Source organism: Mesorhizobium sp. P3_A2, assembly GCF_056403115.1.
The window spans coordinates 356,668-380,626 of sequence record NZ_JBFUGC010000003.1; the positions used below are offsets into that span (position 1 = coordinate 356,668).

23 protein-coding genes are annotated in these 23,959 nt (G+C 63.1%); 7 read left to right on the plus strand and 16 right to left on the minus strand.

The genetic code is table 11. The features are described 5' to 3' along the window. Positions 1-9 precede the first annotated feature (9 nt). The 4 genes from AC1DXM_RS09285 to recA form a co-directional block, all read right to left on the minus strand. Positions 10-489, minus strand: a complete 480-nt coding sequence (locus tag AC1DXM_RS09285) for a DUF2269 family protein (protein ID WP_477232767.1) — start codon at positions 487-489, stop codon at positions 10-12. Continuing rightward, positions 486-1,799, minus strand: coding sequence for an SDR family oxidoreductase (locus AC1DXM_RS09290; protein ID WP_477232768.1), 1,314 nt, complete (start codon positions 1,797-1,799; stop codon positions 486-488). The genes AC1DXM_RS09285 and AC1DXM_RS09290 overlap by 4 nt, the downstream gene beginning before the upstream one ends. A gap of 10 nt (positions 1,800-1,809) precedes the next feature. Beyond that, on the minus strand, positions 1,810-4,476 hold the full coding sequence (alaS, locus tag AC1DXM_RS09295) for an alanine--tRNA ligase (RefSeq protein ID WP_477232769.1): 2,667 nt from the start codon (positions 4,474-4,476) through the stop codon (positions 1,810-1,812). Between the two features lie 271 nt (positions 4,477-4,747). After that, positions 4,748-5,848 carry a recombinase RecA gene (gene recA / locus AC1DXM_RS09300; RefSeq protein ID WP_112561417.1) on the minus strand — a complete coding sequence of 367 codons (1,101 nt, stop codon included), beginning with the start codon at positions 5,846-5,848 and terminating at the stop codon, positions 4,748-4,750. 283 nt (positions 5,849-6,131) lie between these two features. On the opposite strand from recA, the gene AC1DXM_RS09305 reads away from it, so the two are divergent. Both AC1DXM_RS09305 and AC1DXM_RS09310 read left to right on the plus strand, forming a co-directional pair. Beyond that, positions 6,132-7,076 carry a carbohydrate kinase family protein gene (locus tag AC1DXM_RS09305; protein ID WP_477232770.1) on the plus strand — a complete coding sequence of 315 codons (945 nt, stop codon included), beginning with the start codon at positions 6,132-6,134 and terminating at the stop codon, positions 7,074-7,076. A gap of 70 nt (positions 7,077-7,146) precedes the next feature. Continuing rightward, positions 7,147-8,064 carry a pseudouridine-5'-phosphate glycosidase gene (locus AC1DXM_RS09310; RefSeq protein WP_477232771.1) on the plus strand — a complete coding sequence of 306 codons (918 nt, stop codon included), beginning with the start codon at positions 7,147-7,149 and terminating at the stop codon, positions 8,062-8,064. A 48-nt stretch (positions 8,065-8,112) separates the two neighbouring features. On the opposite strand, the gene AC1DXM_RS09315 is transcribed toward AC1DXM_RS09310, so the two are convergent. Further along, positions 8,113-8,436, minus strand: a complete 324-nt coding sequence (locus AC1DXM_RS09315) for a TfoX/Sxy family protein (protein WP_477232772.1) — start codon at positions 8,434-8,436, stop codon at positions 8,113-8,115. 89 nt (positions 8,437-8,525) lie between these two features. Between AC1DXM_RS09315 and AC1DXM_RS09320 the strand changes: the two genes are divergently transcribed. Next, positions 8,526-9,023, plus strand: a complete 498-nt coding sequence (locus AC1DXM_RS09320) for a GFA family protein (RefSeq protein ID WP_477232773.1) — start codon at positions 8,526-8,528, stop codon at positions 9,021-9,023. A gap of 186 nt (positions 9,024-9,209) precedes the next feature. Here the strand turns inward: AC1DXM_RS09320 and sufA are convergent, their stop codons facing one another. The 7 genes from sufA to AC1DXM_RS09355 form a co-directional block, all read right to left on the minus strand. Beyond that, complete coding sequence (gene sufA / locus AC1DXM_RS09325) at positions 9,210-9,590, minus strand: Fe-S cluster assembly scaffold SufA (protein ID WP_013532156.1); 381 nt, start codon at positions 9,588-9,590, stop codon at positions 9,210-9,212. Positions 9,591-9,695: 105 nt separating this feature from the next. Beyond that, positions 9,696-10,091, minus strand: a complete 396-nt coding sequence (locus AC1DXM_RS09330) for an SUF system Fe-S cluster assembly protein (RefSeq protein WP_477232774.1) — start codon at positions 10,089-10,091, stop codon at positions 9,696-9,698. 5 nt (positions 10,092-10,096) lie between these two features. Then, a complete protein-coding gene (locus AC1DXM_RS09335) occupies positions 10,097-11,338 on the minus strand; it encodes a cysteine desulfurase (RefSeq protein ID WP_477232775.1) in 1,242 nt (413 codons plus the stop codon). Positions 11,339-11,452: 114 nt separating this feature from the next. Beyond that, positions 11,453-12,721 carry a Fe-S cluster assembly protein SufD gene (sufD, locus tag AC1DXM_RS09340; protein WP_477232776.1) on the minus strand — a complete coding sequence of 423 codons (1,269 nt, stop codon included), beginning with the start codon at positions 12,719-12,721 and terminating at the stop codon, positions 11,453-11,455. 19 nt (positions 12,722-12,740) lie between these two features. After that, on the minus strand, positions 12,741-13,496 hold the full coding sequence (gene sufC, locus AC1DXM_RS09345) for a Fe-S cluster assembly ATPase SufC (RefSeq protein WP_023694111.1): 756 nt from the start codon (positions 13,494-13,496) through the stop codon (positions 12,741-12,743). Positions 13,497-13,527: 31 nt separating this feature from the next. Beyond that, positions 13,528-15,045, minus strand: a complete 1,518-nt coding sequence (sufB, locus tag AC1DXM_RS09350; protein WP_477232777.1) for a Fe-S cluster assembly protein SufB — start codon at positions 15,043-15,045, stop codon at positions 13,528-13,530. 188 nt (positions 15,046-15,233) lie between these two features. Then, positions 15,234-16,397 (minus strand): cysteine desulfurase family protein, encoded by a 1,164-nt coding sequence (locus AC1DXM_RS09355; protein ID WP_477232778.1) that lies wholly within the window; start codon positions 16,395-16,397, stop codon positions 15,234-15,236. Positions 16,398-16,637: 240 nt separating this feature from the next. Between AC1DXM_RS09355 and AC1DXM_RS09360 the strand changes: the two genes are divergently transcribed. Together AC1DXM_RS09360 and AC1DXM_RS09365 are read left to right on the plus strand one after the other, a co-directional pair. Further along, positions 16,638-17,312, plus strand: a complete 675-nt coding sequence (locus AC1DXM_RS09360; RefSeq protein ID WP_013532163.1) for an alpha/beta hydrolase — start codon at positions 16,638-16,640, stop codon at positions 17,310-17,312. A 169-nt stretch (positions 17,313-17,481) separates the two neighbouring features. Then, positions 17,482-18,132: an FMN-binding negative transcriptional regulator gene (locus tag AC1DXM_RS09365; RefSeq protein ID WP_477232779.1), complete on the plus strand. Its 651-nt coding sequence runs from the start codon at positions 17,482-17,484 to the stop codon at positions 18,130-18,132. A 40-nt stretch (positions 18,133-18,172) separates the two neighbouring features. Here the strand turns inward: AC1DXM_RS09365 and AC1DXM_RS09370 are convergent, their stop codons facing one another. The 4 genes from AC1DXM_RS09370 to AC1DXM_RS09385 are packed head-to-tail and all read right to left on the minus strand — an operon-like array spanning position 18,173 to position 21,778. Continuing rightward, positions 18,173-19,042 carry a phosphatase PAP2 family protein gene (locus tag AC1DXM_RS09370; protein WP_477232780.1) on the minus strand — a complete coding sequence of 290 codons (870 nt, stop codon included), beginning with the start codon at positions 19,040-19,042 and terminating at the stop codon, positions 18,173-18,175. Then, on the minus strand, positions 19,039-20,682 hold the full coding sequence (locus tag AC1DXM_RS09375) for an ArnT family glycosyltransferase (RefSeq protein WP_477232781.1): 1,644 nt from the start codon (positions 20,680-20,682) through the stop codon (positions 19,039-19,041). Before AC1DXM_RS09375 ends, AC1DXM_RS09370 begins: the two co-directional genes overlap by 4 nt. Before the next feature lie 33 nt (positions 20,683-20,715). Continuing rightward, positions 20,716-21,051, minus strand: a complete 336-nt coding sequence (locus AC1DXM_RS09380) for a lipid-A-disaccharide synthase N-terminal domain-containing protein (RefSeq protein ID WP_112561406.1) — start codon at positions 21,049-21,051, stop codon at positions 20,716-20,718. Beyond that, positions 21,044-21,778 carry a glycosyltransferase family 2 protein gene (locus AC1DXM_RS09385; protein ID WP_477232782.1) on the minus strand — a complete coding sequence of 245 codons (735 nt, stop codon included), beginning with the start codon at positions 21,776-21,778 and terminating at the stop codon, positions 21,044-21,046. Before AC1DXM_RS09385 ends, AC1DXM_RS09380 begins: the two co-directional genes overlap by 8 nt. A gap of 267 nt (positions 21,779-22,045) precedes the next feature. On the opposite strand from AC1DXM_RS09385, the gene tyrS reads away from it, so the two are divergent. Both tyrS and AC1DXM_RS09395 read left to right on the plus strand, forming a co-directional pair. After that, complete coding sequence (gene tyrS, locus AC1DXM_RS09390; protein WP_477232783.1) at positions 22,046-23,299, plus strand: tyrosine--tRNA ligase; 1,254 nt, start codon at positions 22,046-22,048, stop codon at positions 23,297-23,299. 116 nt (positions 23,300-23,415) lie between these two features. Beyond that, complete coding sequence (locus AC1DXM_RS09395) at positions 23,416-23,955, plus strand: GNAT family N-acetyltransferase (protein WP_477232784.1); 540 nt, start codon at positions 23,416-23,418, stop codon at positions 23,953-23,955. Positions 23,956-23,959 lie beyond the last annotated feature (4 nt).

A 23,959-nucleotide genomic window follows, 5' to 3' on the forward strand; every position in this document is an offset into this window, starting at 1 on the left:
CGGCGTGGTCTAAAGGCCGATTGCCGGCCTTGTCACCATCAACCAGAGAATCGCAAGCACGGCGGCAAAGGCCGGAAAGCCGCAGGCAAACCAGATGCGAAACAGGCGCTTCTCCTCGGCCGGGAACGGTGCGTTTTCAGCGGCCGCCCGCCGTGCCAAGTTGCGGATGCGGATCTGGATCCAGACCACCGGCAGCCAGAACAGGCCGGTCACGACGTAAAGCAGCAGGGACGCCACGATCCAGCCTTCCGACAGCGGCCAGCCGACGGCCTGCGCCAGCAGCACGCCGGTGACGGGCTGCACGATGACGGCGGTCGCCGTGAAGATGGTGTCGGCGATAACAACGGTGCCGGCAACGTGGGCAACGAGTTCGGCGCGACCGGTGCGCTGCGCCATCAGCATGAAGAAGGCGATGCCGGCACCAGTGCCGAACAACACCGTGGCGCCGATGATATGCGCCCAGCGCAGAAGGTCGACCCAGAGGCTCATCGCTCGTCCAAAATCGCCAGCGCCACCAGAGTAAGGCAAAGTGCTGGAACAGCCTTGACCATCGCCCCCAAAGGATCAAGCCACAGATCGGGCGCAAGCGCGGTTGCTGCGCCAAGATAAGCCAACGTGATGGCAATCATCCCCATCAGGGCGAGCCGCGCGAGGGGCCGCACGAGAACAGCAGCGCCGACAACGATGTCGGCAATACTCCCGGCAATTACCATTCCGAGGGCGAGCGCCGGCGTCAGGCCATGCGAGACGAGAATGCCGGCGGCCGCATCCTGCCTGGCAAAGCCGACAATGCCGGACATCAGCCAGAACAGTGACAGCACCCCGAATACGACCGGTTTCAGCAACCAGAGCCGGGCGAACCACCGCTCCTGGACGTGAGCCGGCATGGCGGCCAACGTCGTTTCCAGCGGCTGCAATTTGTGATCCGATATCTCGTTCCAGGACCGGGCGTTGCCGGTCACGCCGCGCGCCAGCGCGGCAAGGGCTGCGCTGCGCAAAGGCGATCGCCAGCCAAGCAGGCCAAGGCCATCGGCAACAACAGCCGCGATCCGGCCGAGAGAGGCCGGCATCGGCACAAGGCGGGCCGGCGGCAGGCCAAGCCATGCCCGGAAGGCAGCCAGCACGTCGGCCAGCGAACGGGGCTCGGCTTCGACGAGATCGACGGAAAGACGTGGCGGCAGGGATCCGGCAACCGCGCGCGACACCGCCTCCGTGACGTCCGTGACGGCCACGGTCTGGATCGGCTGGCGCGCCATGAGGGCAGGCACGAAGCCGGGAAAGGCGGCAAGCGCGCGCAAAAGCGCCGTCCCGCCATAGGCGGCGGGCGCGATCACCAGGCCTGGCCGCAGGATGGTCCATTCCAGCGCGGAGCTCGCGACGGCTTTGTCGCCTTCACCCTTGGTGCTGAAGAAAACATCTGGTGAGGCGGGATCGGCGCCGATTGCCGAGATCTGCACAAAGCGGCTGACACCGGCCTGTTCGCAGGCGGTGACCAACGCGGTTACGGCGCCGCGGTGGATGGCGTCGAGGCAGTCCCGTGGGCCGTCCTGCAAGGCGCCTGCGGCATTCACCACCGCGTCCATGCCGGCGACCAGCGGCAGCCAGTCTTCAGCGGTCAGCAGTCGCGCCATGTCGGCCGCGACCCAACGCACCGCCGGCCAGCGCCGCGCGGCTTCCCTGATATCACGGCCGAGGCCGACCACCTGATGCCCGTCGCCAACCAGGCGACCGACGACGGCTTCGCCGATCAGTCCGTAGCCGCCGAGGACGAGAACCTTGATGCCGGGGCTATCGGGCACAGGATTGCTTTCAGGCTGCCTCCAGCGCTGCCTTGACCGCGGCGATCGCATCATTTGCCTTCGAGGCGTCCGGGCCGCCGGCTTGCGCCATGTCGGGCCGGCCGCCGCCGCCCTGCCCGCCGAGCGCTGCCGAAGCCACACGAACCAGATCGACGGCGCTGAAGCGGCCGACGAGGTCGTCGGTGACGGCGACGACGACGCTTGCCTTGTTGTCCTCACCGGCGCCGACGAAGACGACCACGCCCGAGCCGAGCGAGGTTTTTCCCGCATCGGCCAGCGGCTTCAAATCCTTCGGCGACACGCCGGAGACCGCCTTGCCGAGGAAGCCGACACCGGCGACGGTTTCGTTCTCCGACGGCGCGCCGGCCGCGGCACCGCCGCCCAGCGCCAGTTTCTTGCGCGCTTCGCTCAGTTCCTTTTCGAGCTTCTTGCGCTCTTCAAGCAGCGTCTCGACACGCGCCGGCACGTCGGCCGGCGCAATCTTCAATGTCGAGGCGACGGCCTTGAGACGCCTGTCCTGCTCGTCGAGATGTTTGCGCGCGGCTTCGCCGGTCAACGCCTCGATGCGGCGCACGCCGGCGGCGACCGCGCTGTCGGAGACGACGCGGATCAGACCGATATCGCCTGTCGCCCGCACATGGGTGCCGCCGCACAGTTCGACCGAATAGGGCCGGTTGGCCTTGGCGCCGTGCAGGCCGGTGCCCATCGACACGACACGCACCTCGTCACCGTATTTTTCGCCGAACAACGCCATGGCGCCCTCGGCGATAGCGTCGTCGACCGACATCAGGCGGGTCGTCACCGGGCTGTTCTGGACGACGATTTCGTTGGCCATGCGCTCGACCTCTTCGAGCTCCTCAGCCGAGATCGGCTTGTTGTGCGAGATGTCGAAACGCAGCCGCTCCGGCGCGACCAGCGAGCCTTTCTGCGCGACATGGGTGCCCAGCACCTCGCGCAAAGCCTCGTGGATCAGGTGCGTCGCGGAGTGGTTGGCGCGCAGCCTGGTGCGGCGCGCATGATCAACCTTCAGCTCGACTGCGGCACCCGTCTTGACCGTACCGCTCGCCACCTTGCCAAGATGCACGAACAGACCGTCGGCCTTCTTTTGCGTGTCCGAAACCTCGATCGAGAAACCTTCGCCGGAGATGACGCCGGTGTCGCCCATCTGGCCACCGGATTCGCCATAGAACGGCGTCTGGTTGACAACGACCGCCACCGCATCGCCCTTGCCGGCGCTGTCGACGGTCTTGCCGTCCTTGACCAGTGCCTGGATGAGGCCTTCCGCGGCTTCAGTCTCGTAGCCGAGGAATTCGGTGGCGCCGGTCTGTTCGCGCACGGAAAACCACACCGTTTCGGTGGCGGCCTCGCCGGAGCCGGTCCAATGCTTGCGCGCTTCGGCCTTCTGCTGCTCCATCGCATGGGTGAAGCCGGCAAGATCGACCGAGATGCTGCGCTGGCGCAAAGCGTCCTGCGTCAAATCGAGCGGGAAGCCATAGGTGTCGTAGAGCTTGAATGCGGTCTCGCCGTCCAGCATGTCGCCGGCGTGCAGCGTTTCCGTCGCCTCCGAGAGCAGACCGAGGCCGCGCACCAGCGTCTTGCGGAACCTGGTCTCCTCGAGCTTCAGCGTCTCGGTGATCAGCTGTTCGCCGCGCAGCAGCTCGGGATAGGCCTGACCCATCTCGCGCACCAGCGCCGGCACCAGCTTCCACATCAACGGCTCTTTGGCACCGAGCAGCTGCGCATGGCGCATGGCACGGCGCATGATGCGGCGCAGCACGTAGCCACGGCCCTCGTTCGACGGCAGCACGCCATCGGCGACCAGGAAGGAGGACGAGCGCAGATGGTCGGCAATGACGCGGAAGGATGCGACCGTCTCCTTGTCAGGCCCCTGCCCGAGCGCCGACGACGCCGCATCGATCAGGTGGCGGAACAGATCGGTCTCGAAAACGCTTTCCACCCCTTGCAGGATCGACGCCATGCGTTCCAGGCCCATGCCGGTGTCGATCGATGGCCGCGGCAGGTCGATGCGCTCTTCCTTGGTGACCTGCTCATACTGCATGAACACCAGGTTCCAGAATTCGAGGAAGCGGTCGCCATCCTCTTCCGGGCTGCCGGGAGGGCCGCCCCAGATGTGTTCGCCGCGGTCGATGAATATCTCCGAGCACGGACCGCACGGTCCGGTGTCGCCCATCGCCCAGAAATTGTCCGAGGTCGGGATTCGAATGATGCGGTCGTCGGAAAAACCGGCGATCTTCTTCCAGAAACCAGCCGCCTCGTCATCGGTGTGGTAGACGGTGACCAGCAGCTTGTCCTTGTTCAGCCCGAACTCCTTGGTGATCAGGTTCCAGGCAAGCTCGATGGCACGCTCCTTGAAATAGTCGCCGAAGGAGAAGTTGCCGAGCATTTCGAAGAAAGTCAGGTGGCGCGCGGTGTAGCCGACATTGTCGAGGTCGTTGTGCTTGCCGCCGGCGCGCACGCTCTTCTGCGCGGTGGTGGCGCGCGAATAGGGCCGCTTCTCCAGGCCGGTGAAGACGTTCTTGAACTGCACCATGCCGGCATTGGTGAACATCAATGTCGGGTCGTTGCGTGGCACCAGCGGGCTCGAGGCCACGACCTCGTGGCCCTCCTTGCGGAAATAGTCGAGAAATGTCGACCGGATCTCGTTCACGCCACTCATGACTGCTGCCTTTTCGCGAAAACCGCCGGCACGGCCGGCGGAAACTGGTCTCTGCTTTTAGAAGATCGACTTGGCCTTTTAGCGGGCACGCCCCACCCTGTCCAGAAACACGGAATTGGGCCAATCGAGCAGCTACCAGGCTGGCTCCACGCTTGCCCAAAAACGAAAACCGCCGGCGCAAAGGCCGGCGGTTTGGAACGCGATACTAAAGAACTCAGTACTTAAGCATTGGATAATAGACTGGATTTATGGCCGAACTCTGACCATTGCCCTACATGGCGCCGGATTCTTCCTCGAAGCCGTCGTCTTCGCCGCGCTCAGGGCCGCCATTTTCGAGGAACTTTTCGGCGATCAGCCCGGCATTCTGCCTGAGCGCCAGTTCGATCTCACGCGCCGTGTCGGGATTGTCGCGCAGGAACAGCTTGGCATTCTCGCGACCCTGGCCGAGGCGCTGCGAATTGTAGGAGAACCAGGCGCCTGACTTCTCGACCACGCCGGCCTTGACGCCGAGGTCGACCAGCTCGCCGGTCTTCGACACGCCTTCGCCATACATGATGTCGAACTCGACCACCTTGAAGGGCGGCGCCAGCTTGTTCTTGACCACCTTGACGCGGGTCTGGTTGCCGACGACCTCGTCGCGGTCCTTGACCGAGCCGATGCGGCGGATGTCGAGGCGCACCGAAGCGTAGAATTTCAGCGCATTGCCGCCGGTGGTGGTTTCGGGCGAGCCGAACATGACGCCGATCTTCATGCGGATCTGGTTGATGAAGATGACCATGGTGTTGGAGCGCGAGATCGAGGCGGTCAGCTTGCGCAGCGCCTGGCTCATCAAGCGAGCCTGGAGACCGGGCAGCGAATCGCCCATCTCGCCTTCGATTTCAGCGCGCGGCGTCAGTGCTGCCACCGAATCGACCACCAGCACGTCGATGGCGCCGGAACGCACCAGCGTGTCGCAGATCTCCAGCGCCTGCTCACCGGTGTCGGGCTGCGAGATCAGGAGATTTTCCAGGTCGACGCCGAGCTTGCGGGCATAGACCGGGTCAAGCGCGTGCTCGGCATCGACGAAGGCGCAGATGCCGCCCTTCTTCTGGGCTTCGGCCACCGTGTGCAGCGCCAGCGTCGTCTTGCCCGAGCTTTCCGGCCCGTAGATCTCGACGATGCGGCCGCGCGGCAGGCCGCCGACGCCGAGCGCGATGTCGAGGCCAAGCGATCCCGTCGGCACGGTTTCGATCTCGACGACCTGCTCATTGGCACCCAGCCGCATGATCGAGCCCTTGCCGAAGGCGCGCTCGATTTGCGACAGCGCCGCGTCCAGAGCCTTTGATTTGTCCACCGCTTTGTCCTCTACAAGCCGCAAAGAATTCTGAGCCATGATACATCACCCCTTGGTCGTCAATGAAGGCCGGACAATCCGTAATCCCTGTCCAGTTTGTACCTTTTTTGTTCTCGTTTGGCAAGAGGGGTCAAATATCTGAAAAACAATCTTTATCCGGATTTGTTCTTTTTTTGTCTCACGCTTTCGTTTCTGGGCGCATTTCGCATTGGGCCAAGCGCTCCGGCAGTTTGGCTCCGCCCGAATCGCTGGCTTGCCTGCGAAGCTCCGCCGCAGACCCTAGCGCTTGTGCGCCTAGAATAACAAAGGTCATATCGCCGGCATGGTGAAATCTGCAAGAATCCTGGCGGTGGGTGGCGCCCATATCGACCGGCGCGGCCAGGTGTCGGGCGCTTACGTACCGGCGGCGTCCAATCCCGGCACGATGCGCGAGGATGTCGGCGGCGGCGTCTTCAATGCGCTGCGCAGCATCGTGCGGCGCGGCGTATCGACCTCGCTGATGTCGATGCGCGGCGGCGATGCGGCGGGCGAAACGGTTTCGCGCGCCATCGCTGAAGCCGGTATTGCCGATCTGTCGGCGGTGTTCCTCGACCGCACGACGCCGAGCTATACGGCGCTGATCGACCGCGACGGCGAGCTGATCACAGGCTTTGCCGATATGGCGCTCTACGATCTCGCCTTCCCCAAGCAGATCCGCCGCTCCAAGGTGCGCGAGGTGGTCGCCGCGGCCGATGCGGTGCTGTGCGATGCCAACCTGCCGTCATCGGCGCTGGAGCGGCTGGTGGGGCTCGCCGCCGGCAAGCCGGTCTACGCCATCGCCATTTCGCCGGCCAAGGTGGTGCGGCTGATACCGGTGCTGAAGGAGCTCGCGCAGGTCTTCATGAACCGGCGCGAGGCCATGGTGCTGGCCGGCGTCGGTGCCAATGCCACCGGGCGCGAGACCGTCGACGGCTTGCGCTGCAACGGCCTCAGGAGTGGCGTGGTGACGGCAGGCGATGGCCCGGTGCTCGGTTTCGACGAAGCCGGCGCCTTTTCGATCCTGCCGCCAGCGCCCAGGAAGGTTGCCGACGTCACCGGCGCCGGCGACGCGCTGGCTGGTGCTACCATCGCTGCGTTGCTGCGCGGCCTGCCCCTGCGCCAGGCGTTACGCGAGGGCGTGGCTGCGGCGACGCTTGCCATTGAAAGTGCGGATGCCGTGCCGGCCTTCACCACCGCAACCTTCAGCGAAGCGCTGGCTCTTGTGCCGGACGCGCAGGAAATGGCATGAGGGCGGCCAATTGCCATTGCCGAAGCGCGGCGTCCAAGGGGACGCTCAGCGCGCCGGACCGGAGACCGTCATGACCCCGCAAAGCGCCCGCCCCTTCATCGACATCCACCCGCCGGTGGCCGAGGCACTCGCCGCCGGCCGGCCGGTCGTAGCGCTGGAAAGCACCATCATCACCCATGGCATGCCCTACCCCGACAATGGCGCCATGGCGGCCAATGTCGAAAAGATCATTCTGGACAATGGCGCGGTGCCGGCGACGATTGCCGTGGTTGCCGGCCGCATCAAGATCGGGCTGTCGGACGGCGAGCGCGAGTCACTCGCCATGACCGGCGACGCCATGAAGCTGTCGCGCGCCGATCTCGGCTTTGCGGTTGCTGAGGGACGCACCGGCGGCACCACCGTCGCCGCCACCATGATCGCGGCCAATATGGTCGGCATCAAAGTGTTCGCCACCGGTGGCATTGGCGGCGTCCACAAGGGCGCGGAAAAAAGCTTCGACATCTCGGCCGATCTCGATGAGCTGGCGCGCACGCCGGTCATCGTCGTCTCGGCCGGCGCCAAGGCCATCCTCGACATCGAAAAGACGCTCGAAGTGCTGGAAACGCGCGGCGTGCCGGTCATCGGCCATGGCTGCGAAACCATGCCGGCCTTCTGGTCGCGCCAGTCGCGCTTCCGCGCCCCGCTGACCCTGCACAGACCGGAAGAGATCGCGCATTTCTACAAGACCAGGGCTGCGCTGGGCCTCGGCGGCGGCATGCTGATCGCCAACCCGGTGCCGCAGGATGACGAAATCCCGGCCGACGAGATGGCCGGCTACATCGAGGCCGCGCAGAAAGCGGCGGAAGTGCAGAATGTGACAGGCAAGGCGGTGACGCCGTTCCTGTTGGGAAAAATCCTCGAACTGACCGGCGGCCGGAGTTTGAAGACGAATATTGCGCTGGTCGAGAACAATGCGCGGCTGGCGGCGAAGATTGCGAGTGCGCTGTAGGGACAAGCATCAGCAATACATTGCTAAGCGCGACCGTCTCGAAGGTTGCTACTTCCCCGCTCGCCGCCCGGCCTCATAGGCCCGGCGCGCCCACACCGTCATCTCGTCGGGATCATCAAACGCGTCGTCCGGAATGCTCCAGTAAGGCATGGCAACCAGTTTGCCGTGGCGCGAGCCGGTGTAGGTCCATTGCTTGCAGCCGGCAGCTTCGAAGTCGGGCGCGCTTTGTTCGTCGGCCTTGAGCAGCAATTCGCCGCGCAGCACGATGGCGACGATGACGCCGTCGAAATAGATGCCCTTGCCGCCGAACAATCGGCGGATCGAGACCGGGCCAAGGCCCTCGAACAGTTCGGCGATGCGCTCATTGTCCATGCCGCGATCATGTCATCGCGATCCGGGCTTGTCATTGCCGCAACTAAAACCATGCTGACAAGTTGAAGCCAATTCGTCGGAGTTCCAAAATGCCGCTTCTGCTCAAAGGGTCCTGCCGCTGCGATGCTGTCCATTTCGAGGTGGAAAGCCACACGCCGGTGCCGTTCATGCTGTGCTACTGCTCGATCTGCCGCAAGCAGCAGGGCGGCGGCGGTTTCGCCATCAATCTCGGCGCCGACTACAAGACGCTGAAGATCAAGGGCAAGCGCAGCCTCGGCGTCTACCAGGCCGAGATCGACGATGACGAGCACCCTAACTGCGAAATTTCGACCGGCGAGCGCAATTTCTGCAAGAAATGCGGCTCGGCGCTGTGGCTCTACGATCCGACCTGGCCGGATCTGGTGCATCCCTTCGCCTCGGCGATCGACAGCGAGCTGCCTAAGCCGCCGGAAAAGGTGCATCTAATGCTGAAATACAAGGCGAGCTGGGTCGAGCCGGTGATCGGAAAAAAGGACAAGGTGTTCGACGTCTATCCCGAGGAATCGATCGCCGACTGGCACAAGCGGACAAAGATGTGGGTGAAGTAGCGCTCTTCGCCCCGTTTACGGGGAGGTAAGGAGTGGTCCGCGCAGCGGACGAAAAGCCAATTGCTTGGCTTTTCGAATCACGAACGCCGACAGCGGGGCGGCGCTAACTCTGGAGAGGCTGGCGCTGCCCCTCATCCGTCACTTCGTGACACCTTCTCCCCGTAAACGGGGCGAAGGAAAAAGATTTCAGGCCGATGCGCGTGCTTCGGCAAGCGCCTTCAGATCGGCGGGCTTCAGCTCCACCGATTCGCCGCAGCCGCAAGCCGAGCTCTGGTTCGGGTTGTGGAAGGTGAAGCCGGTGCGCAGCGTGGTCTGCTCGAAATCCATCTCGGTGCCGAACAGGAAAAGGGCGGCTTCCGGGGCGACATAGACATGGGCGCCGTCGCGCTCGATGTGGTCGTCCTTGGTGTTGGGCTCGGTCACCAGGTCGACCGTGTATTCCATACCGGCGCAGCCGCCCTTTTTAATGCCAAGGCGGATGCCGTGCGCATTGTCACGCGTGGCGACGATCTCGCGCACCCGGTCGGCGGCCTTTTCGGTCATCGTGATGACGGCGAAGCGTCCCATTCTCTTTCCTCTTCCATTCCATGCAGGTTCAAGGCCCGCCGAATGATTCCCCACCTAAAATGGTGAAGTTTTACCACTGGCGCAAGTACGCCAGCCTCTGCCAGCCTAGTACCAACCGACCGCCACCTGCGCCTCTTCCGACATGCGGTCGGGCGACCAGGGCGGGTCGAAGGTCATGTTGACCTCGACGCCGGAGACGCCTTCGACGGCGCCGACGGCGTTCTCCACCCAGCCCGGCATTTCGCCGGCCACCGGGCAGCCCGGCGCGGTCAGCGTCATGTCGATCTTGACCGAGCGGTCGTCCTCGATGTCGATCCTGTAGATCAGGCCGAGCTCGTAAATGTCGGCCGGGATTTCCGGGTCATAGACCGTCTTCAGCGCCGAAACGATGTCGTCGGTCAGCCGCGCCAGTTCATCGGCCGGAATGGTCGAAGCGGAAACCAGCGGATTGTTGACAGCTGCCTCCGGCGCGGTCTCGGTGGTGTGGCTCGCATCATCCATGGTCATCATCCAAAGAACTTGCGCGCTTTTTCAAGCGCTTCGGCCAAAGCGTCGACTTCGGCCCTGGTATTATACATGCCGAACGATGCCCTGCATGTGGAGGTTACGCCAAAGCGTTTCAACAGCGGCTGGGCGCAATGGGTGCCGGCACGGACCGCCACGCCTTGCCTGTCTATCACCATCGACACGTCATGGGCATGAATGCCCTGCAATTCGAACGAGATGATGGCGCCCTTGCCGGGTGCATCGCCGAAGATGCGCAGCGAGTTGATGGCGCGCAGCCGCTCATGCGCATAGGTCTTGAGATCCGCCTCATGGGCGGCAATGCGCTCGCGGCCGACCTTCTCCATGTATTCGAGTGCTGCTCCGAGGCCGATTGCCTGCACGATCGGCGGCGTGCCGGCCTCGAAACGGTGCGGCGGCTCGTTGTAGGTGACGATATCTTCCGTCACCTCCTCGATCATCTCGCCGCCGCCCATGAAGGGGCGCATGCCCTGCAGAATGTCCTTCTTGCCGTAGAGCACGCCGATGCCGGAGGGCCCGTAGACCTTGTGGCCGGTGAAGACGAAGAAGTCGCAGTCGAGGTCCTGGACGTCGATCGGCATATGCACGGCGCTCTGGCTGCCGTCGACCAGCACCGGAATGCCGCGGGCATGCGCAATGCGCACGATCTCCTTGATCGGCGTCACCGTGCCCAGCGCATTCGACATCTGAGTGATGGCGACGAGCTTAGTCTTGGCTGTCAGGCGCTTTTCGAATTCCTCGATGTGGAACACGCCGAGATCGTCGACCGGCACCCAGACCAGCTTGGCGCCATGGCGTTCGCGGATGAAATGCCACGGCACGATGTTGGAGTGGTGCTCCATGATCGACAGCACGATCTCGTCGCCCTCGCCGATATTGGGCATGCCATAGCCGTAAGCGACGGTGTTGATCGCCGCGGTCGTGTTCGAGGTGAAGACGATGTTGTCGGTGCTCGGCGCATTGAGGAAGCGGCGCACCGTCTCCCGTGCCTTTTCATAGGCGTCGGTCGCGGCGTTGGAGAGGAAATGCAGGCCGCGATGGACGTTGGCGTATTCCTGGGAATAGGCGTGCTGGATCGTATCCAGCACCACCTGCGGCTTCTGCGCCGAGGCGCCATTGTCGAGATAGACCAGCGGTTTGCCGTAGACTTCCCGCGACAGGATCGGGAAATCGCGGCGGATCGCCTCGACGTCGTAGGGGGTGGTTTCGATTTTCTGGTCCATCGTCCGTCTTTCGATACCCGGCACCAGCGTTGGCCGGCCCTTCGCTATGGCTCCGGGCGTTCGTCGCTCAAAAAGCCAAATCATTGGCTTTTTGCCGGCTACGCCGACCGCTCCTCACCCGTGTGCCACAAACCAGTCGTCCAGCCTTGTTTCCAGGGCCTCGACGATCGCCTCGTCGTCCAATTCCTCGATCACCTCTGCAACAAAGGCTTTCACCAGAAGGCCGCGGGCGCTCTTCTCGTCGATGCCGCGTGCCATCAGATAGAACAAATGGTTGTGGTCGATCTCGGTGACGGTGGCGCCGTGGCCGCAGACGACGTCGTCGGCGAAGATTTCGAGCTCCGGCTTGGTCGAGAACTCGCCGTCATCCGACAGGAGCAGCGTGTTGCAGGCCATCTTGGCGTTGGTCTTCTGCGCGTATTGATGGACGTTGATACGGCCCTGGAAGACGCCGCGCGCCTTGCCGGTCACGACATTGCGGATCACTTCCGTCGAGGTCGTGTGCGGCACGGCATGGTCGAGCACCATGGTGACATCGGTGTGCGTGTCGCCGGCCAAAAGGTTGATGCCGCGCAATTTGAAGTCGGCACCTTCGCCCGTCGTTCTGACCACGATCTCCTGGCGGACTAGCTTGCCGCCCGCATTCATGAAGAACACGGTCAGCTTCGAATTCTTGCCGAGATGCGCCTTGAACTGAGCGAGATGGGTGGCCGTTTCCGGCTGTTCCTGGACGATCAGCCAGGTCACCTCGGCGCCCTCACCCAGAACGAGCTGGCTGACCGAGCTGCCCAGTGCCGCGCCCTCGCCGGCCTGACGCTCGACGATAGCAGCCTTGGCGCCCGCGCCGACACGCACGGGAAAGCGCACATGCACCTGGCCGCCGGCCTGCAGGTTCTGCAATTCGATCGGCTTTTCCAGCACAGCGCCATCGGCGATGTCGACGAAATAGCCGTCGGCGACAAAGGCCGTGTTCAGTGCACCGATGGCGTCATCGCTGCCGTAGGGGTCGAGGCCCGGCGCAATCGAGCCATCGGTCAGCTTCTCCGACAGGCGCTGAACCGTCACGCCTTCGATATCAGGGAATTTCGCGCCGGAGACGCCGTTCAGCACGGCCAGGATGGCGGAGCCTTCGACGATGGGCGGCAACGCTTTAGTGGCGGCCGTGGAATCGAATGCCGGCACCGACGTCAGCAGGCGGCGCAGATCCGTATAGTGCCAGGATTCGATGCGCCGGGTCGGCAGGCCGTGCTTGATCGCCTCGATGGCGTCGTCGCGCTTCAGCGTCACCGCGCCGTCGCCCGGCAGCAGCGACAGCCGCTCGCCGAAAGCGTCGATCAGCGCCGTCTCGGCCTGGGTGCGCTGGGGTATCGAGTGCATGTTCATCAGTCTGGCCTCTGGCATCTCACGCGGCTTCGCCGATCACGCCGGCATAGCCATTGGCTTCGAGATCGAGCGCCAGCGACTTGTCGCCGGACTTGATCACCTGACCTTTGTAGAGGACGTGCACCGAGTCCGGCACGATGTGCTCCAGCAGGCGCTGGTAGTGGGTGATGACGACGATGGCGCGCTCGGGCGAGCGCAACGCGTTGACGCCGTCCGAGACGATCTTCAGCGCATCAATGTCGAGGCCGGAATCGGTCTCGTCGAGCACGCAGAGTTTCGGCTCCAAGAGCTTCATCTGCAGGATCTCGGCGCGCTTCTTCTCGCCGCCGGAGAAGCCAACATTGAGCGGTCGCTTCAGCATCGCCATGTCCATGTTGAGCGAGGCGGCCGCTTCCTTCACCCGCTTCAAAAATTCCGGGATCTTCAGCGGTTCCTCGCCGCGCGCCTTGCGCTGCTCGTTCATCGCCACTTTGAGGAATTCCATGGTCGCGACGCCCGGTATCTCCATAGGATACTGGAAGGCGAGGAAAATGCCCGCCGTGGCGCGCTCGGCCGGGTCCATTTCGAGGATCGACTGGCCGTTGTAGAGGATGTCGCCTTCGGTGACCTCATAGTCCTCACGGCCGGCGAGGATGTAGGACAGCGTCGACTTGCCCGAGCCGTTCGGGCCCATGATGGCGGCGACCTCGCCGGCTTTCACCGTCAGGTTGAGGCCGCGGATGATCTCGGTGCCGTCATCGACGATGCGGGCATGCAGGTTCTTGATCTCAAGCATTCTTTCTTTTCTTTCCTGAATATCTCTCCGGTCAGCCGACCGAGCCCTCGAGGCTGATGCCGATCAGCTTCTGCGCCTCGACGGCGAACTCCATCGGCAGTTGCTGGATGACGTCCTTGACGAAGCCGTTGACGATCAGTGCGATCGCCTCTTCCTCTGGAATGCCGCGCTGCATGACGTAGAATTTCTGGTCTTCGGAAATCTTCGACGTCGTCGCCTCGTGCTCGAACTGCGCCGTCGAGTTCTTGGCTTCCATGTAGGGCACGGTGTGCGCGCCGCACTGGTCGCCGATCAGGAGTGAGTCGCAATTGGTGAAGTTGCGGGCGTTGGTCGCCTTGCGGTGCGCCGAGACCTGGCCGCGATAGGTGTTCTGCGAGAAGCCGGCGGCGATACCCTTGGAGATGATGCGGCTCGACGTGTTCTTGCCGAGATGGATCATCTTGGTGCCGCTATCGACCTGCTGGTAGCCGTTCGACACGGCGATCGAATAGAACTCGCCGGAGGAATCGTCGCCGCGCAGGATGCAGCTCGGGTATTTCCAGGTGATCGCCGAGCCGGTCTCGACCTGCGTCCACGAGATCTTCGAGCGGTCGCCCCGGCAGTCGCCACGCTTGGTGACGAAATTGTAGATGCCGCCCTTGCCCTCGGCGTCGCCGGGGTACCAGTTCTGCACCGTCGAATATTTGATCTCGGCATCGTCGAGCGCCACCAGTTCGACGACGGCGGCATGCAGCTGGTTCTCGTCGCGCTGCGGTGCCGTGCAGCCTTCGAGATAGGAGACGTATGCCCCCTCCTCGGCGATGATCAGCGTGCGCTCGAACTGGCCGGTGTTCTTCTCGTTCATGCGGAAATAGGTCGACAGTTCCATCGGGCAGCGCACGCCCTTGGGCACGAAGACGAACGAGCCGTCGGTGAACACAGCCGAATTCAGCGTGGCGTAGAAATTGTCGGAGGTCGGCACGACCGAGCCGAGATATTTTTGCACCAGCTCCGGATGCTCGCGAATGGCTTCCGAGATCGAGCAGAAGATGACGCCGGCCTGCGCCAGCTCCTTCTTGAAGGTGGTGACGACGGAAACGGAATCGAACACCGCGTCGACGGCGACACGGCCGGATTTGTAGACATTGTCGCTGGGCTCCTCGAGATCGGACGCGTCGGTCTTCTGCACGCCGGCGAGGATTTCCTGTTCCCTGAGCGGAATGCCGAGCTTCTCGTAGACCTTCAGCAGTTCGGGATCGACGTCGCTCAGCGATGTCGGGCCGGGCGTGCTCTTGGGGGCCGCATAGTAATAGAGGTCCTGAAAATCGATCTTGGGATAATGGACGCGCGCCCAGGTCGGCTCGTCCAGCGTCAGCCAGCGCCGATAGGCTTCCAGACGCCATTCAAGCATCCAGGACGGTTCATCCTTCTTGGCCGAGATGAAGCGAATAATATCTTCGCTCAGGCCCTTGGGGGCCTTGTCCATCGCGATCTCTGTCTGGAATCCGTATTTGTACTGGTCGACGTCGATCTTTCGGACCCGATCGATCGTGTCCTGCACAGCAGGCATAAGCGTTCTCCATCCACGCCGGGGTCAAGGCCCGACAGTTTTCAAACTATGGCATCGCCAACGGCTGCCCCGTGAGGCGCCGACGGCGGCGTAAGTTCCATATAGTGCGTCCCGACCGGGAATTCACCCGGCCACTTGCAAACGCACGGCTCTACCAGGCCGCGAGGCCTGAATTTCTTTTCGCCGCCTCAGGCGGCTTGTTCCCTGCCCGCCCGGCGCTGGGCGATACCCGCCAGCGCAGCACGGAACAGTTCGATATCAGCAGCACTCGTTGCCTGCCCGATGGACACGCGCAAAGCGCCGAGACTGTCGCCGTAACCCATGGCTTTCAGCACATGGCTCGGACCGACCTTGCCCGATGAACAGGCCGATCCCGCCGACAGCGCAACGCCAGCCAGATCGAAGGCGATCTGCGCCGTCTCGGCCTTGACGCCGGGAATAGCGAAGAATGTCGTGTTGGCAAGCCTTGGCGCGCCAGTTCCGAAGATTTCTGCGTCCGGCACCAGTGTTTTGACGATGATCTCGACCTCGTCGCGGCGAACCCGCACCTCGTCGATGGTCTGCAATCCGGCCAGAGCCTGCCGTGCAGCGGCGCCAAAGCCGGCGATGGCCGCCAGGTTTTCGGTGCCGCCGCGATGGCCCTTTTCCTGGCCGCCGCCATTGATCAGCGGCTTCGGCATCATCAGGTCAGCCGCGGCAACCATGGCGCCAACCCCCTTGGGGCCGCCGATCTTGTGCGAGGACAGAATCAAATAGTCGGCGTAAGGCGCTGACATATCAATGGAAACGCGGCCCGCAGCCTGCACTGCGTCGACCACCAGAATGCCGCCAGCCGCTTTGACGATTGCGGCGATGGCCTCGACCGGCTGGATGACGCCGGTCTCGTTGTTGGCGGCATGGATTGCCACCAGCGGCAGGCCTTCAGCTTTGTCATGCGTGACCAGAGCGGCTGTCAGTTGAGCGAGATTGGCGATGCCATTGGCATCGACGCCGATCCTCGTCACCTGCGCGGCCGGAAAACGGCCGCCATTGAGCAGGCAAGGATGATCGGCCTCGCTGACATAGAGCCGGCTCATGCGCACCGTGCCACGACCCATCTGCCAATCCGGCGTCAAAAGCGTCGAGGCGGCTTCGGTCGCGCCGGAGGTGAACACGACATGTTCGGGTTTCGCATTGACCAGTAGAGCCACGTCGCGCCGAGCATTTTCGATCAGCCGGCGCGCCGCGCGGCCCTCGGCATGCACCGACGACGGATTGGCGACGAGATCGAGCGCCGCAATCATCACCTCACGCGCCTCGGTGACGAGCGGCGCGCTGGCATTGTAGTCGAGATAGGCGCGTGCTGCGGCCATTTTCGCTCAATCGATCCCGTCAAAACCCATTCCGCAGGGATAGCGCGTTATTTCCTTGAAATTGCAAGGCAAGACGTCCTATTTACGCGGCTTGCGGCGGGGATGGCCGAGCCGTCACGGCTGGCTATCCAGTTTTGAACAATTCTAAACTAGCTTCTAAGAAGACGCTCGCCCTGCGTCAAGGCCAGAGGAAAGAGTTGTTCCGGGCGCCGCGCATTCTTATGCCACGTGGAGTATTTTATGCCTGAGGTCATTTTCACCGGTCCGGCCGGCCGCCTGGAGGGCCGCTACCAGCCTTCCAAGGAAAAGAGCGCGCCGATTGCCATTGTGTTGCATCCGCACCCGCAGTTCGGCGGCACGATGAACAACAAGATCGTCTATGACCTCTTCTACATGTTCCAGAAGCGCGATTTCACCACGCTTCGCTTCAATTTCCGCGGCATCGGCCGCAGCCAGGGCGAATTCGACCACGGCACCGGCGAATTGTCGGATGCTGCCGCGGCGCTCGACTGGGTGCAGTCGCTGCATCCGGATTCCAAGAGCTGCTGGGTCGCCGGCTATTCCTTCGGCTCGTGGATCGGCATGCAGCTTCTGATGCGCCGTCCCGAGATCGAAGGCTTCATCTCGATCGCGCCGCAGCCCAACACCTATGATTTCTCGTTCCTGGCGCCCTGCCCGTCATCTGGCCTGATCATCCATGGCGATGCCGACAAGGTGGCGCCGCCCAAGGATGTGCAGGGCCTGGTCGACAAGCTGCACACGCAAAAGGGCATCACCATCACCCAGAAGACGTTGCCCGGCGCCAACCATTTCTTCTCCAATGATGCCGACCTGCTGCTGGAAGAATGTGCGGATTATCTCGACCGCCGGCTCGCCGGCGAGTTGTCCGATCCGCGGCCGAAGCGGTTGCGCTAGAAGCCTGGCCCCTCCCGGTCGGATGTTGTGCCATGCGCATTCGTGCCCGTGACGGGCGCGAATGCCGTTTTCTGCTGATCCATATGATCTGGCCCGCCTGACATGTGGCGCGGCCTGCCTGAACGGTGCAGAATGCCGGTTCAGGAAGCCGAAGAAGGCGTGACCGATCATGTATCAACCTCCTCATTTCATAGAGACGCGCCAGGACGTCCTGCACGGCCTGCTCCGCGCCCATCCGCTGGGGTTGCTGATTTCAAATGGACAGGACGGCCCCATCGCCAACGCCATTCCGTTCCTGCTCGACGCCGACGTGGGGCCGAACGGCAAGCTGCGCGCACACCTTGCCAAGGCCAACCCGCAATGGCGCCTGCTCGCCGACAATCCGGTATCGCCTGTGCTGGTCGTCTTCCAGGGCCCCGACGCCTATGTGACGCCGTCCTGGTACGAGACCAAGCGCGAAACCGGTAAAGTCGTGCCGACCTGGAACTACGCCATCGTCCAGGTGCGCGGAACGGTCAAAGTGATTGATGATTCCGCCTGGATCGCACAGCAGATTTCCGATCTGACGCTGTCGCAGGAAGGCGCGCGTGAGGCGCCCTGGGCGGTGACCGATGCGCCGCCAAATTTCATCCAGTCGCAGATCAAAGGCATTATCGGGCTGGAGATCGAGATCGCCGAGATCAGCGGCAAGTGGAAGGTCAGCCAGAACCGCCCTGTCGCCGATCGCGTCGGTGTCGCCGAAGGGCTGGAGAAGGAAGCCGCCGGCGCGCCCGACATGGCCCGGCTGGTGCGGAGCTGGGGCGGCATCGACAGCCAATAGCCGCAGCGGCTATATCGCTGGATGCAAGGGCGCAGGCAATTCAAGGGTTTGCCCGGGTTGCCCCAATGCCGGGATTCGTTTGCCGCGGTGCACCGTTGCGGTCTCGTTTGCGAGCCTGCTGGAACAGCCGGAACGTCGTTTTAGGGACCGGCAGTCCGTTTGTCGTGTGGCGGAAGATAAACCCCAGCCGTGTAAAGACCAGCGCGGTAGCGATGGCAACGGCACAACCGAGACCGAAGCCAGCGACGGTGTCGCTCGGATAGTGTGCGCCGACAAAAATCCGGGTCGACGCGATGGCCAGGGTCACGGCCAGCAGCATCCATTTGCGCTGTGGTAACATTAGCAATCCCAGTCCGAAAATGACGCCCATCGTCGTGGCATGGCCCGACGGGAAACTGGCAAAGCTCGCCTCCATGGCAAAAGGATGCAGCGACAGATCGCCGAGCTTGCTGAAATTCATCGGCCTGGCTCTTCCGACGCCATATTTCAGCACATTGACGACCAGAGCGGACGCTGCGATCGAGCCCACCACTATGAAAGCAAAAGAGGTCCAGTTGTAGAGGGTCATCCGCGCGCGCCTTGAAAGACTGCGCCAATCCGTCAGATTCGCCGCAAGCAGCACCACTGTCGACGGGATGAGATACCAGCCGCCCAGGCCGAAGACGGTGAAAAATTCTGTGAAGCGTTTGAAGTCGGGCGACCACCGCCCCGCCATCGCTCCTGCTGCGTCGTCGAAACGGATCGAGACCGTGATCGTCAGCAAAAGCCAGGCCACAGCCCAGACCGACCACAGGATTTTCGGGTAGTGGGCCGGGCGCGTCGCCAGGCGCCGCCGCATGATGCGCATCGTATCGAGGAGATTGTCGCGCGACCGACGAAACACCCCAGATGGCGTCACGGGGGTTTTCACTTGGCCACCCGGTAGAGGCCAAGCGACAACCTGTCGCCCGAGGAATAGTTGAGGCCGTCGATCTCGGCGAGACGGTTGGCCGTCTTGCCTTGCGCGGCCAGCATGTCGTTCAGCTTCTTCTCGTCGGCGACAGGCGCCAGCCCGAGCGCGCAGGCGGGATCACCGAGCAGGTGTCCGGCAACGCCGTCGACATCGGTCAGGATCGTCTTGGTTCCGACCAGGAAGACAAGGCTCGGTTCGTGATAGGGCGCCGAGGCAAGCACGGTCGTGTCGCAGGGACTGTTCGCGTCGACGGCGGCCTTGATCGCCGGGCTCAGCCAGATCGGCTTCAGCGACGGCGCAATCATCCCGAACAGCAAGCCAAGGGTGATGCCGGCGCCGGCAGCAATCGCGCCGATGCGGGGGAGCGGCACCTGCAACCGGCGGGGAAAGGCGAGATAGCCGGTGACGAGCGCGGCAAGCGCGGCCGGAATGCTCCACCACGAGAATGCCTTGGCGAGATAGATCGGCGCGCCAACCGAGACAACGGCCAGGCCGATGCTGACCAAGCCAAGACCGAAGGCGGTCGACCACCAAAGCCATGACTGCCAGCGCTTGAGGGGCACATTGGCGTCTTCCGGCTGCAGGGTCAGAAGCCAGCCGACCAGCAGCGCCATGCCGGGATAGGCCGGCAGCACATAATGCGGCAGCTTGGTCGGGATCAGCTCGAACACCAGCCAGAACGGGATGTACCAGGCAAGACAAAAGCGCAGGCGCGGATCGTCGCGCAGGCGGTTGAGCGCCTGCAGCCCGGCGCCGACGGCAATCAGCCCGAACGGCCACATGAACAGCGAATAGGTCAGCACATAGAAACCGGGCGGAATGCCATGCGATTCCTCACCTGAGGCGACCTTACCCAGCATGTCCTTGCCGACCGCTTGCTGCAGGAAGGCGCCATGGCTCTTCCACGTGATCAGCGCGAGCCAGGGCAGTGCGATCAAGAGCACGATCAAAAGGCCGCGGCCGACTTTCAGGTTTTTCAACCAGCGCCCATCGCGCTCGAAAGCAAACAGCGCCGCAACTGTCAGCGCCGACAACAGAGGCGCGATCGGTCCCTTGATCAGGATCGCAATGCCCTGCGCCACCCAGAATATCCACCAGAGATGGCCGGCCACCGGTTCGTTGCGGCGCGAGGCGGTGTAGATCCGCGCCAGGGCGCCTTGCGCCGCAACGCAGCAGGCCAGAAGCATGGCGTCCGTCTTGGCGTCGCGGCCTTCGAAGGCGGTGGCGAAGATCGCTGCCATGATCAGTCCGGCCGCGAGGCCGGCATTGGCGCCGAAAAGACTGGTGCCTGTCCAGGCGATCGCGACGACGGCAATGGCGATGCCCAGCGCCGAGACCAGGCGATAGATCCAGATCGGCGCCCCGGCCCCCTCGCCGCTCAGCGTCACGGCCGCCGATTGCAGCCAGTAGATGCCGACCGGCTTCTGATAGCGCGACATGTCCTGGAAGCGGATGTCGACATAATCGCCGGTTTCGACCATCTGCTTGGTGGCCTGGACGAAACGCGATTCATCGCGGTCGATCGGCGGCAACGAAGCCAGCCCACTGGCCGTCAGCAACAGGCTGAACAGGAAAAGCAGGACGTAATTCCTGTTCATTGCGACCACCGGATCCCGCCTTGACCAGACTCTTCAGTCGACCTTTGTCATCGCCGCCGCTTTGCGCTCATTGGCGATGAGCCAGAGATTTCTGACATAGATGAACATGCCCATCGCCTGGCCGGCGATGAACACCGGGTCCTGGCGCACGATGGCATAGATCAGCAACAGGCCGCCGCCGAACAGCGAAAAGAACCAGAAAGCGACCGGCACGACGCTGCGCTTGGCCTTTTCCGACGCGAGCCACTGCACGACGAAGCGCATGGTGAAGAAGAACTGGGCGACGAAGCCTAGCAGGATCCAGGCGTCGAACTGCTTGATGAAAACCTGGTGCAGCCAGGTCGCCAGTTCCTGAAACACGTTAGCCATGCGTGATTTCCTCTACCTTTGGCATTCTGCGGCGCCTGCGCCGAAGCCACCAGACGCCGGCAAGATCGAGCACGCCTTGCAGGCCGCGGTCGAAGATGCCGTAATTCGACTTGCCGTGGCGGCGGGAACGGTCGACGACGTCGCAGTGCACGACGCGGTAGCCTTCCTGGATGACCAGCGCCGGAACAAAGCGATGCGTGCCATCGAAGAACGGCAGTTTGCGCAGGATATCGGTGTGGATCGCCTTCAGGCCGCAACCGGTGTCGCGGGTGTCGTCATGCAGGATCGCGCCACGCAGCCAGTTGGCGAAACGCGACGCCAATTGCTTGATCTTGCTGTCGCGGCGCTTCAGCCGCTGCCCTTGCGCGGCGCCGAAATCAGGCCCGGCCTTGCGCAGCGCGTCGACCAGCACGGGGATATATTGGGGATCGTTCTGGCCATCGCCATCGATGGTTGCGACGATGGCGCCGCGCGCCGCCCAGGCGCCGGAGCGCACGGAAAGCGACTGGCCGGCGGATTTTTCGTGGCGCAGCTGACGAAGCGGAAACGGGCGTTTGGCCGCCTCGGCGGCAAGCACCGAAGCCGTATCGTCGGTGGAACCGTCATTGACGACGATGATTTCGAAGTCGCGTCCGCTCATCGCGGCCTCGATCTCATCGATCAGGAGCGGCAGGTTCGCCGCCTCGTTGCGGCAGGGAATGACGATGGATATCAATGCGTCCGGCATATGTCGCGTCGGGCTCTGTCACAGGATATGGCATTTTGGCGGATGCCGTGCGGTGCCGTTCCAGCGGATCGAAGGTTGCATGAACCCGTTGGCGCGGCGCCTCATTACGCCAGCCGGCACGATGAAGCAAGCGCGTGCGGCAGCCCAGCATATGCCGTCACTGCGGACGCAAACCGGAAACCACTTTTGCTTCGGCCGCTTGGATGCTAAACGCCCGCGTTCGTATCACGCCGGGCAGTTGGGGCCAGGCGCTTTCAGGAAGAAACAATGTCTGCCTTCAAATCCGATTTCCTGCGCGTCATGAGCGAGCGCGGTTTCATCCATCAGATCTCGGATGAAACCGGGCTGGATCAACTTTTCGCGAAGGAAACGGTGACCGCCTATGTCGGCTACGACGCCACGGCGACCAGCCTGCACATCGGCAATCTGATATCGGCGACCATGCTCTACTGGATGCAGGAGACCGGCCATCGGCCGATCGCGCTGATGGGCGGCGGCACTTCGATGATCGGCGACCCGTCCTTCCGCGACGACCAGCGCAGCCTTTTGACGCCGGAGGCGATCGCCACCAACATCGAAGGCATCAAGCGCATTTTTGGCCGCATCCTGCGCTTCGGTGACACCGGCAACGACGCCATCATGGTCAACAATGCCGACTGGCTGATGAAGCTCAACTATGTCGAGTTCCTGCGCGATGTCGGCCGCCACTTCTCGGTCAACCGGATGCTGACCTTCGACAGCGTCAAGCTGCGGCTCGAGCGCGAACAGTCGCTGTCGTTCCTCGAATTCAACTACATGATCCTGCAGGGCTACGATTTCGTCGAACTCAGCCGCCGCCATGACTGCCGGCTGCAAATGGGCGGTTCGGACCAGTGGGGCAACATCATCAACGGCGTCGATCTCGGCCACCGCATGGGCACGCCGCAGCTCTATGCGTTGACCACACCGCTGTTGACGACATCGTCAGGCGCCAAGATGGGTAAGTCGGCCAAGGGGGCGGTGTGGCTGAATGGCGACCTCTTCTCGCCCTATGATTTCTGGCAGTACTGGCGCAACACCGAGGACGCCGACGTCGAGCGCTTCCTGAAGATCTTCACCCGCTTGCCGCTGTCCGAGATCGCGCGGCTGGCCGCCCTCGGCGGCTCCGAGATCAACGAGGCCAAGAAGGTGCTGGCCACGGAAACCACGGCGATCGTGCACGGCCGCGAAGCGGCGCTCGCGGCCGAGGAAACCGCGCGCAAGACGTTCGAGGAAGGTGTGACCGCCGAAACCCTGCCGAGCGTCGAGGTTGATGGCGCGGCGCTGGACGCCGGCATCGGCATCCTGTCGCTGCTGGTCACCGCGGGCCTTGCCGGGTCCAACGGCGAGGCACGCCGGCACATTCAGGGCGGCGCCGTGCGCCTCAACGACCAGCCGGTGGTGGACGACCGGCGCATGGTGACGCCTCAGGATTTGAGTCCGGAAAACGTCGCAAAGCTTTCATTGGGCAAGAAAAAACACGTTCTGGTGCGGCCGGTGTGAGCGGACGGCATCAGGAGGAAACACAAGCGCGGCCGTAACGACATCCAGCTGAAACACACCTCTTGCTACTTCCTGCCGCCGAGCGCGACCGGAGCGCGGTACAGGAGGCGAATCCCATGGATCAATTGGCTGTTGTCATTCGTCGCGCGACGGAGCGGGACCACCAGGCAATTCGCGCATTGGTGCGTTCTGAGCGTCTGAACCCAACGGGCATCAATTGGCCCAACTTTATGGTTGCGGTAGCCAAGGGCCGCGTCATCGGTGCGGTGCAAATCCGCAAACATAGTGATGGCTCGCGCGAACTCGGCTCGCTCGTCGTCACCAAGGAAGCGCGAAGCCATGGAATCGCTTCGAGGCTGATCGATACATTGCTTGCCGACGATCAAGAGCCCATTTGGCTGATCACGGCCGTGCCCAACGCCAACGCCTATTCACGATGGGGCTTCGAGCAAATTCAGGTACGGGAGGCCCCAGCGAAGGTACGGCGCAACCATCTGATGGGAAGCATGGCGCGCATCATCTCCTTCTTCAAGCGGCGACCGATGCAACAACTGGTGATCCTGGAACGTCGCCCGATAGACGGACTGATGACTGCGCGAAAATCCGCACCAGGCCTTGGGCGTGAACGTGGTCAGGGCGAACGTGCACCCGCCTAGAATC

Coding starts and splice junctions, on each gene's coding strand:
- alaS (WP_477232769.1), bottom strand. CDS start 4,476: ATGAGTGGCGTGAACGAGATCCGGTCGACATTTCTCGACTATTTCCGC.
- AC1DXM_RS09355 (WP_477232778.1), bottom strand. CDS start 16,397: ATGGCCGCAGCACGCGCCTATCTCGACTACAATGCCAGCGCGCCGCTC.
- AC1DXM_RS09360 (WP_013532163.1), top strand. CDS start 16,638: ATGCCTGAGGTCATTTTCACCGGTCCGGCCGGCCGCCTGGAGGGCCGC.
- AC1DXM_RS09315 (WP_477232772.1), bottom strand. CDS start 8,436: ATGGACAATGAGCGCATCGCCGAACTGTTCGAGGGCCTTGGCCCGGTC.
- sufB (WP_477232777.1), bottom strand. CDS start 15,045: ATGCCTGCTGTGCAGGACACGATCGATCGGGTCCGAAAGATCGACGTC.
- sufC (WP_023694111.1), bottom strand. CDS start 13,496: ATGCTTGAGATCAAGAACCTGCATGCCCGCATCGTCGATGACGGCACC.
- AC1DXM_RS09330 (WP_477232774.1), bottom strand. CDS start 10,091: ATGGATGATGCGAGCCACACCACCGAGACCGCGCCGGAGGCAGCTGTC.
- AC1DXM_RS09375 (WP_477232781.1), bottom strand. CDS start 20,682: ATGAACAGGAATTACGTCCTGCTTTTCCTGTTCAGCCTGTTGCTGACG.
- AC1DXM_RS09320 (WP_477232773.1), top strand. CDS start 8,526: ATGCCGCTTCTGCTCAAAGGGTCCTGCCGCTGCGATGCTGTCCATTTC.
- tyrS (WP_477232783.1), top strand. CDS start 22,046: ATGTCTGCCTTCAAATCCGATTTCCTGCGCGTCATGAGCGAGCGCGGT.
- AC1DXM_RS09285 (WP_477232767.1), bottom strand. CDS start 489: ATGAGCCTCTGGGTCGACCTTCTGCGCTGGGCGCATATCATCGGCGCC.
- sufD (WP_477232776.1), bottom strand. CDS start 12,721: ATGAACATGCACTCGATACCCCAGCGCACCCAGGCCGAGACGGCGCTG.
- AC1DXM_RS09305 (WP_477232770.1), top strand. CDS start 6,132: ATGGTGAAATCTGCAAGAATCCTGGCGGTGGGTGGCGCCCATATCGAC.
- AC1DXM_RS09335 (WP_477232775.1), bottom strand. CDS start 11,338: ATGGACCAGAAAATCGAAACCACCCCCTACGACGTCGAGGCGATCCGC.
- AC1DXM_RS09380 (WP_112561406.1), bottom strand. CDS start 21,051: ATGGCTAACGTGTTTCAGGAACTGGCGACCTGGCTGCACCAGGTTTTC.
- AC1DXM_RS09310 (WP_477232771.1), top strand. CDS start 7,147: ATGACCCCGCAAAGCGCCCGCCCCTTCATCGACATCCACCCGCCGGTG.
- AC1DXM_RS09365 (WP_477232779.1), top strand. CDS start 17,482: ATGTATCAACCTCCTCATTTCATAGAGACGCGCCAGGACGTCCTGCAC.
- AC1DXM_RS09395 (WP_477232784.1), top strand. CDS start 23,416: ATGGATCAATTGGCTGTTGTCATTCGTCGCGCGACGGAGCGGGACCAC.
- recA (WP_112561417.1), bottom strand. CDS start 5,848: ATGGCTCAGAATTCTTTGCGGCTTGTAGAGGACAAAGCGGTGGACAAA.
- AC1DXM_RS09385 (WP_477232782.1), bottom strand. CDS start 21,778: ATGCCGGACGCATTGATATCCATCGTCATTCCCTGCCGCAACGAGGCG.
- sufA (WP_013532156.1), bottom strand. CDS start 9,590: ATGGGACGCTTCGCCGTCATCACGATGACCGAAAAGGCCGCCGACCGG.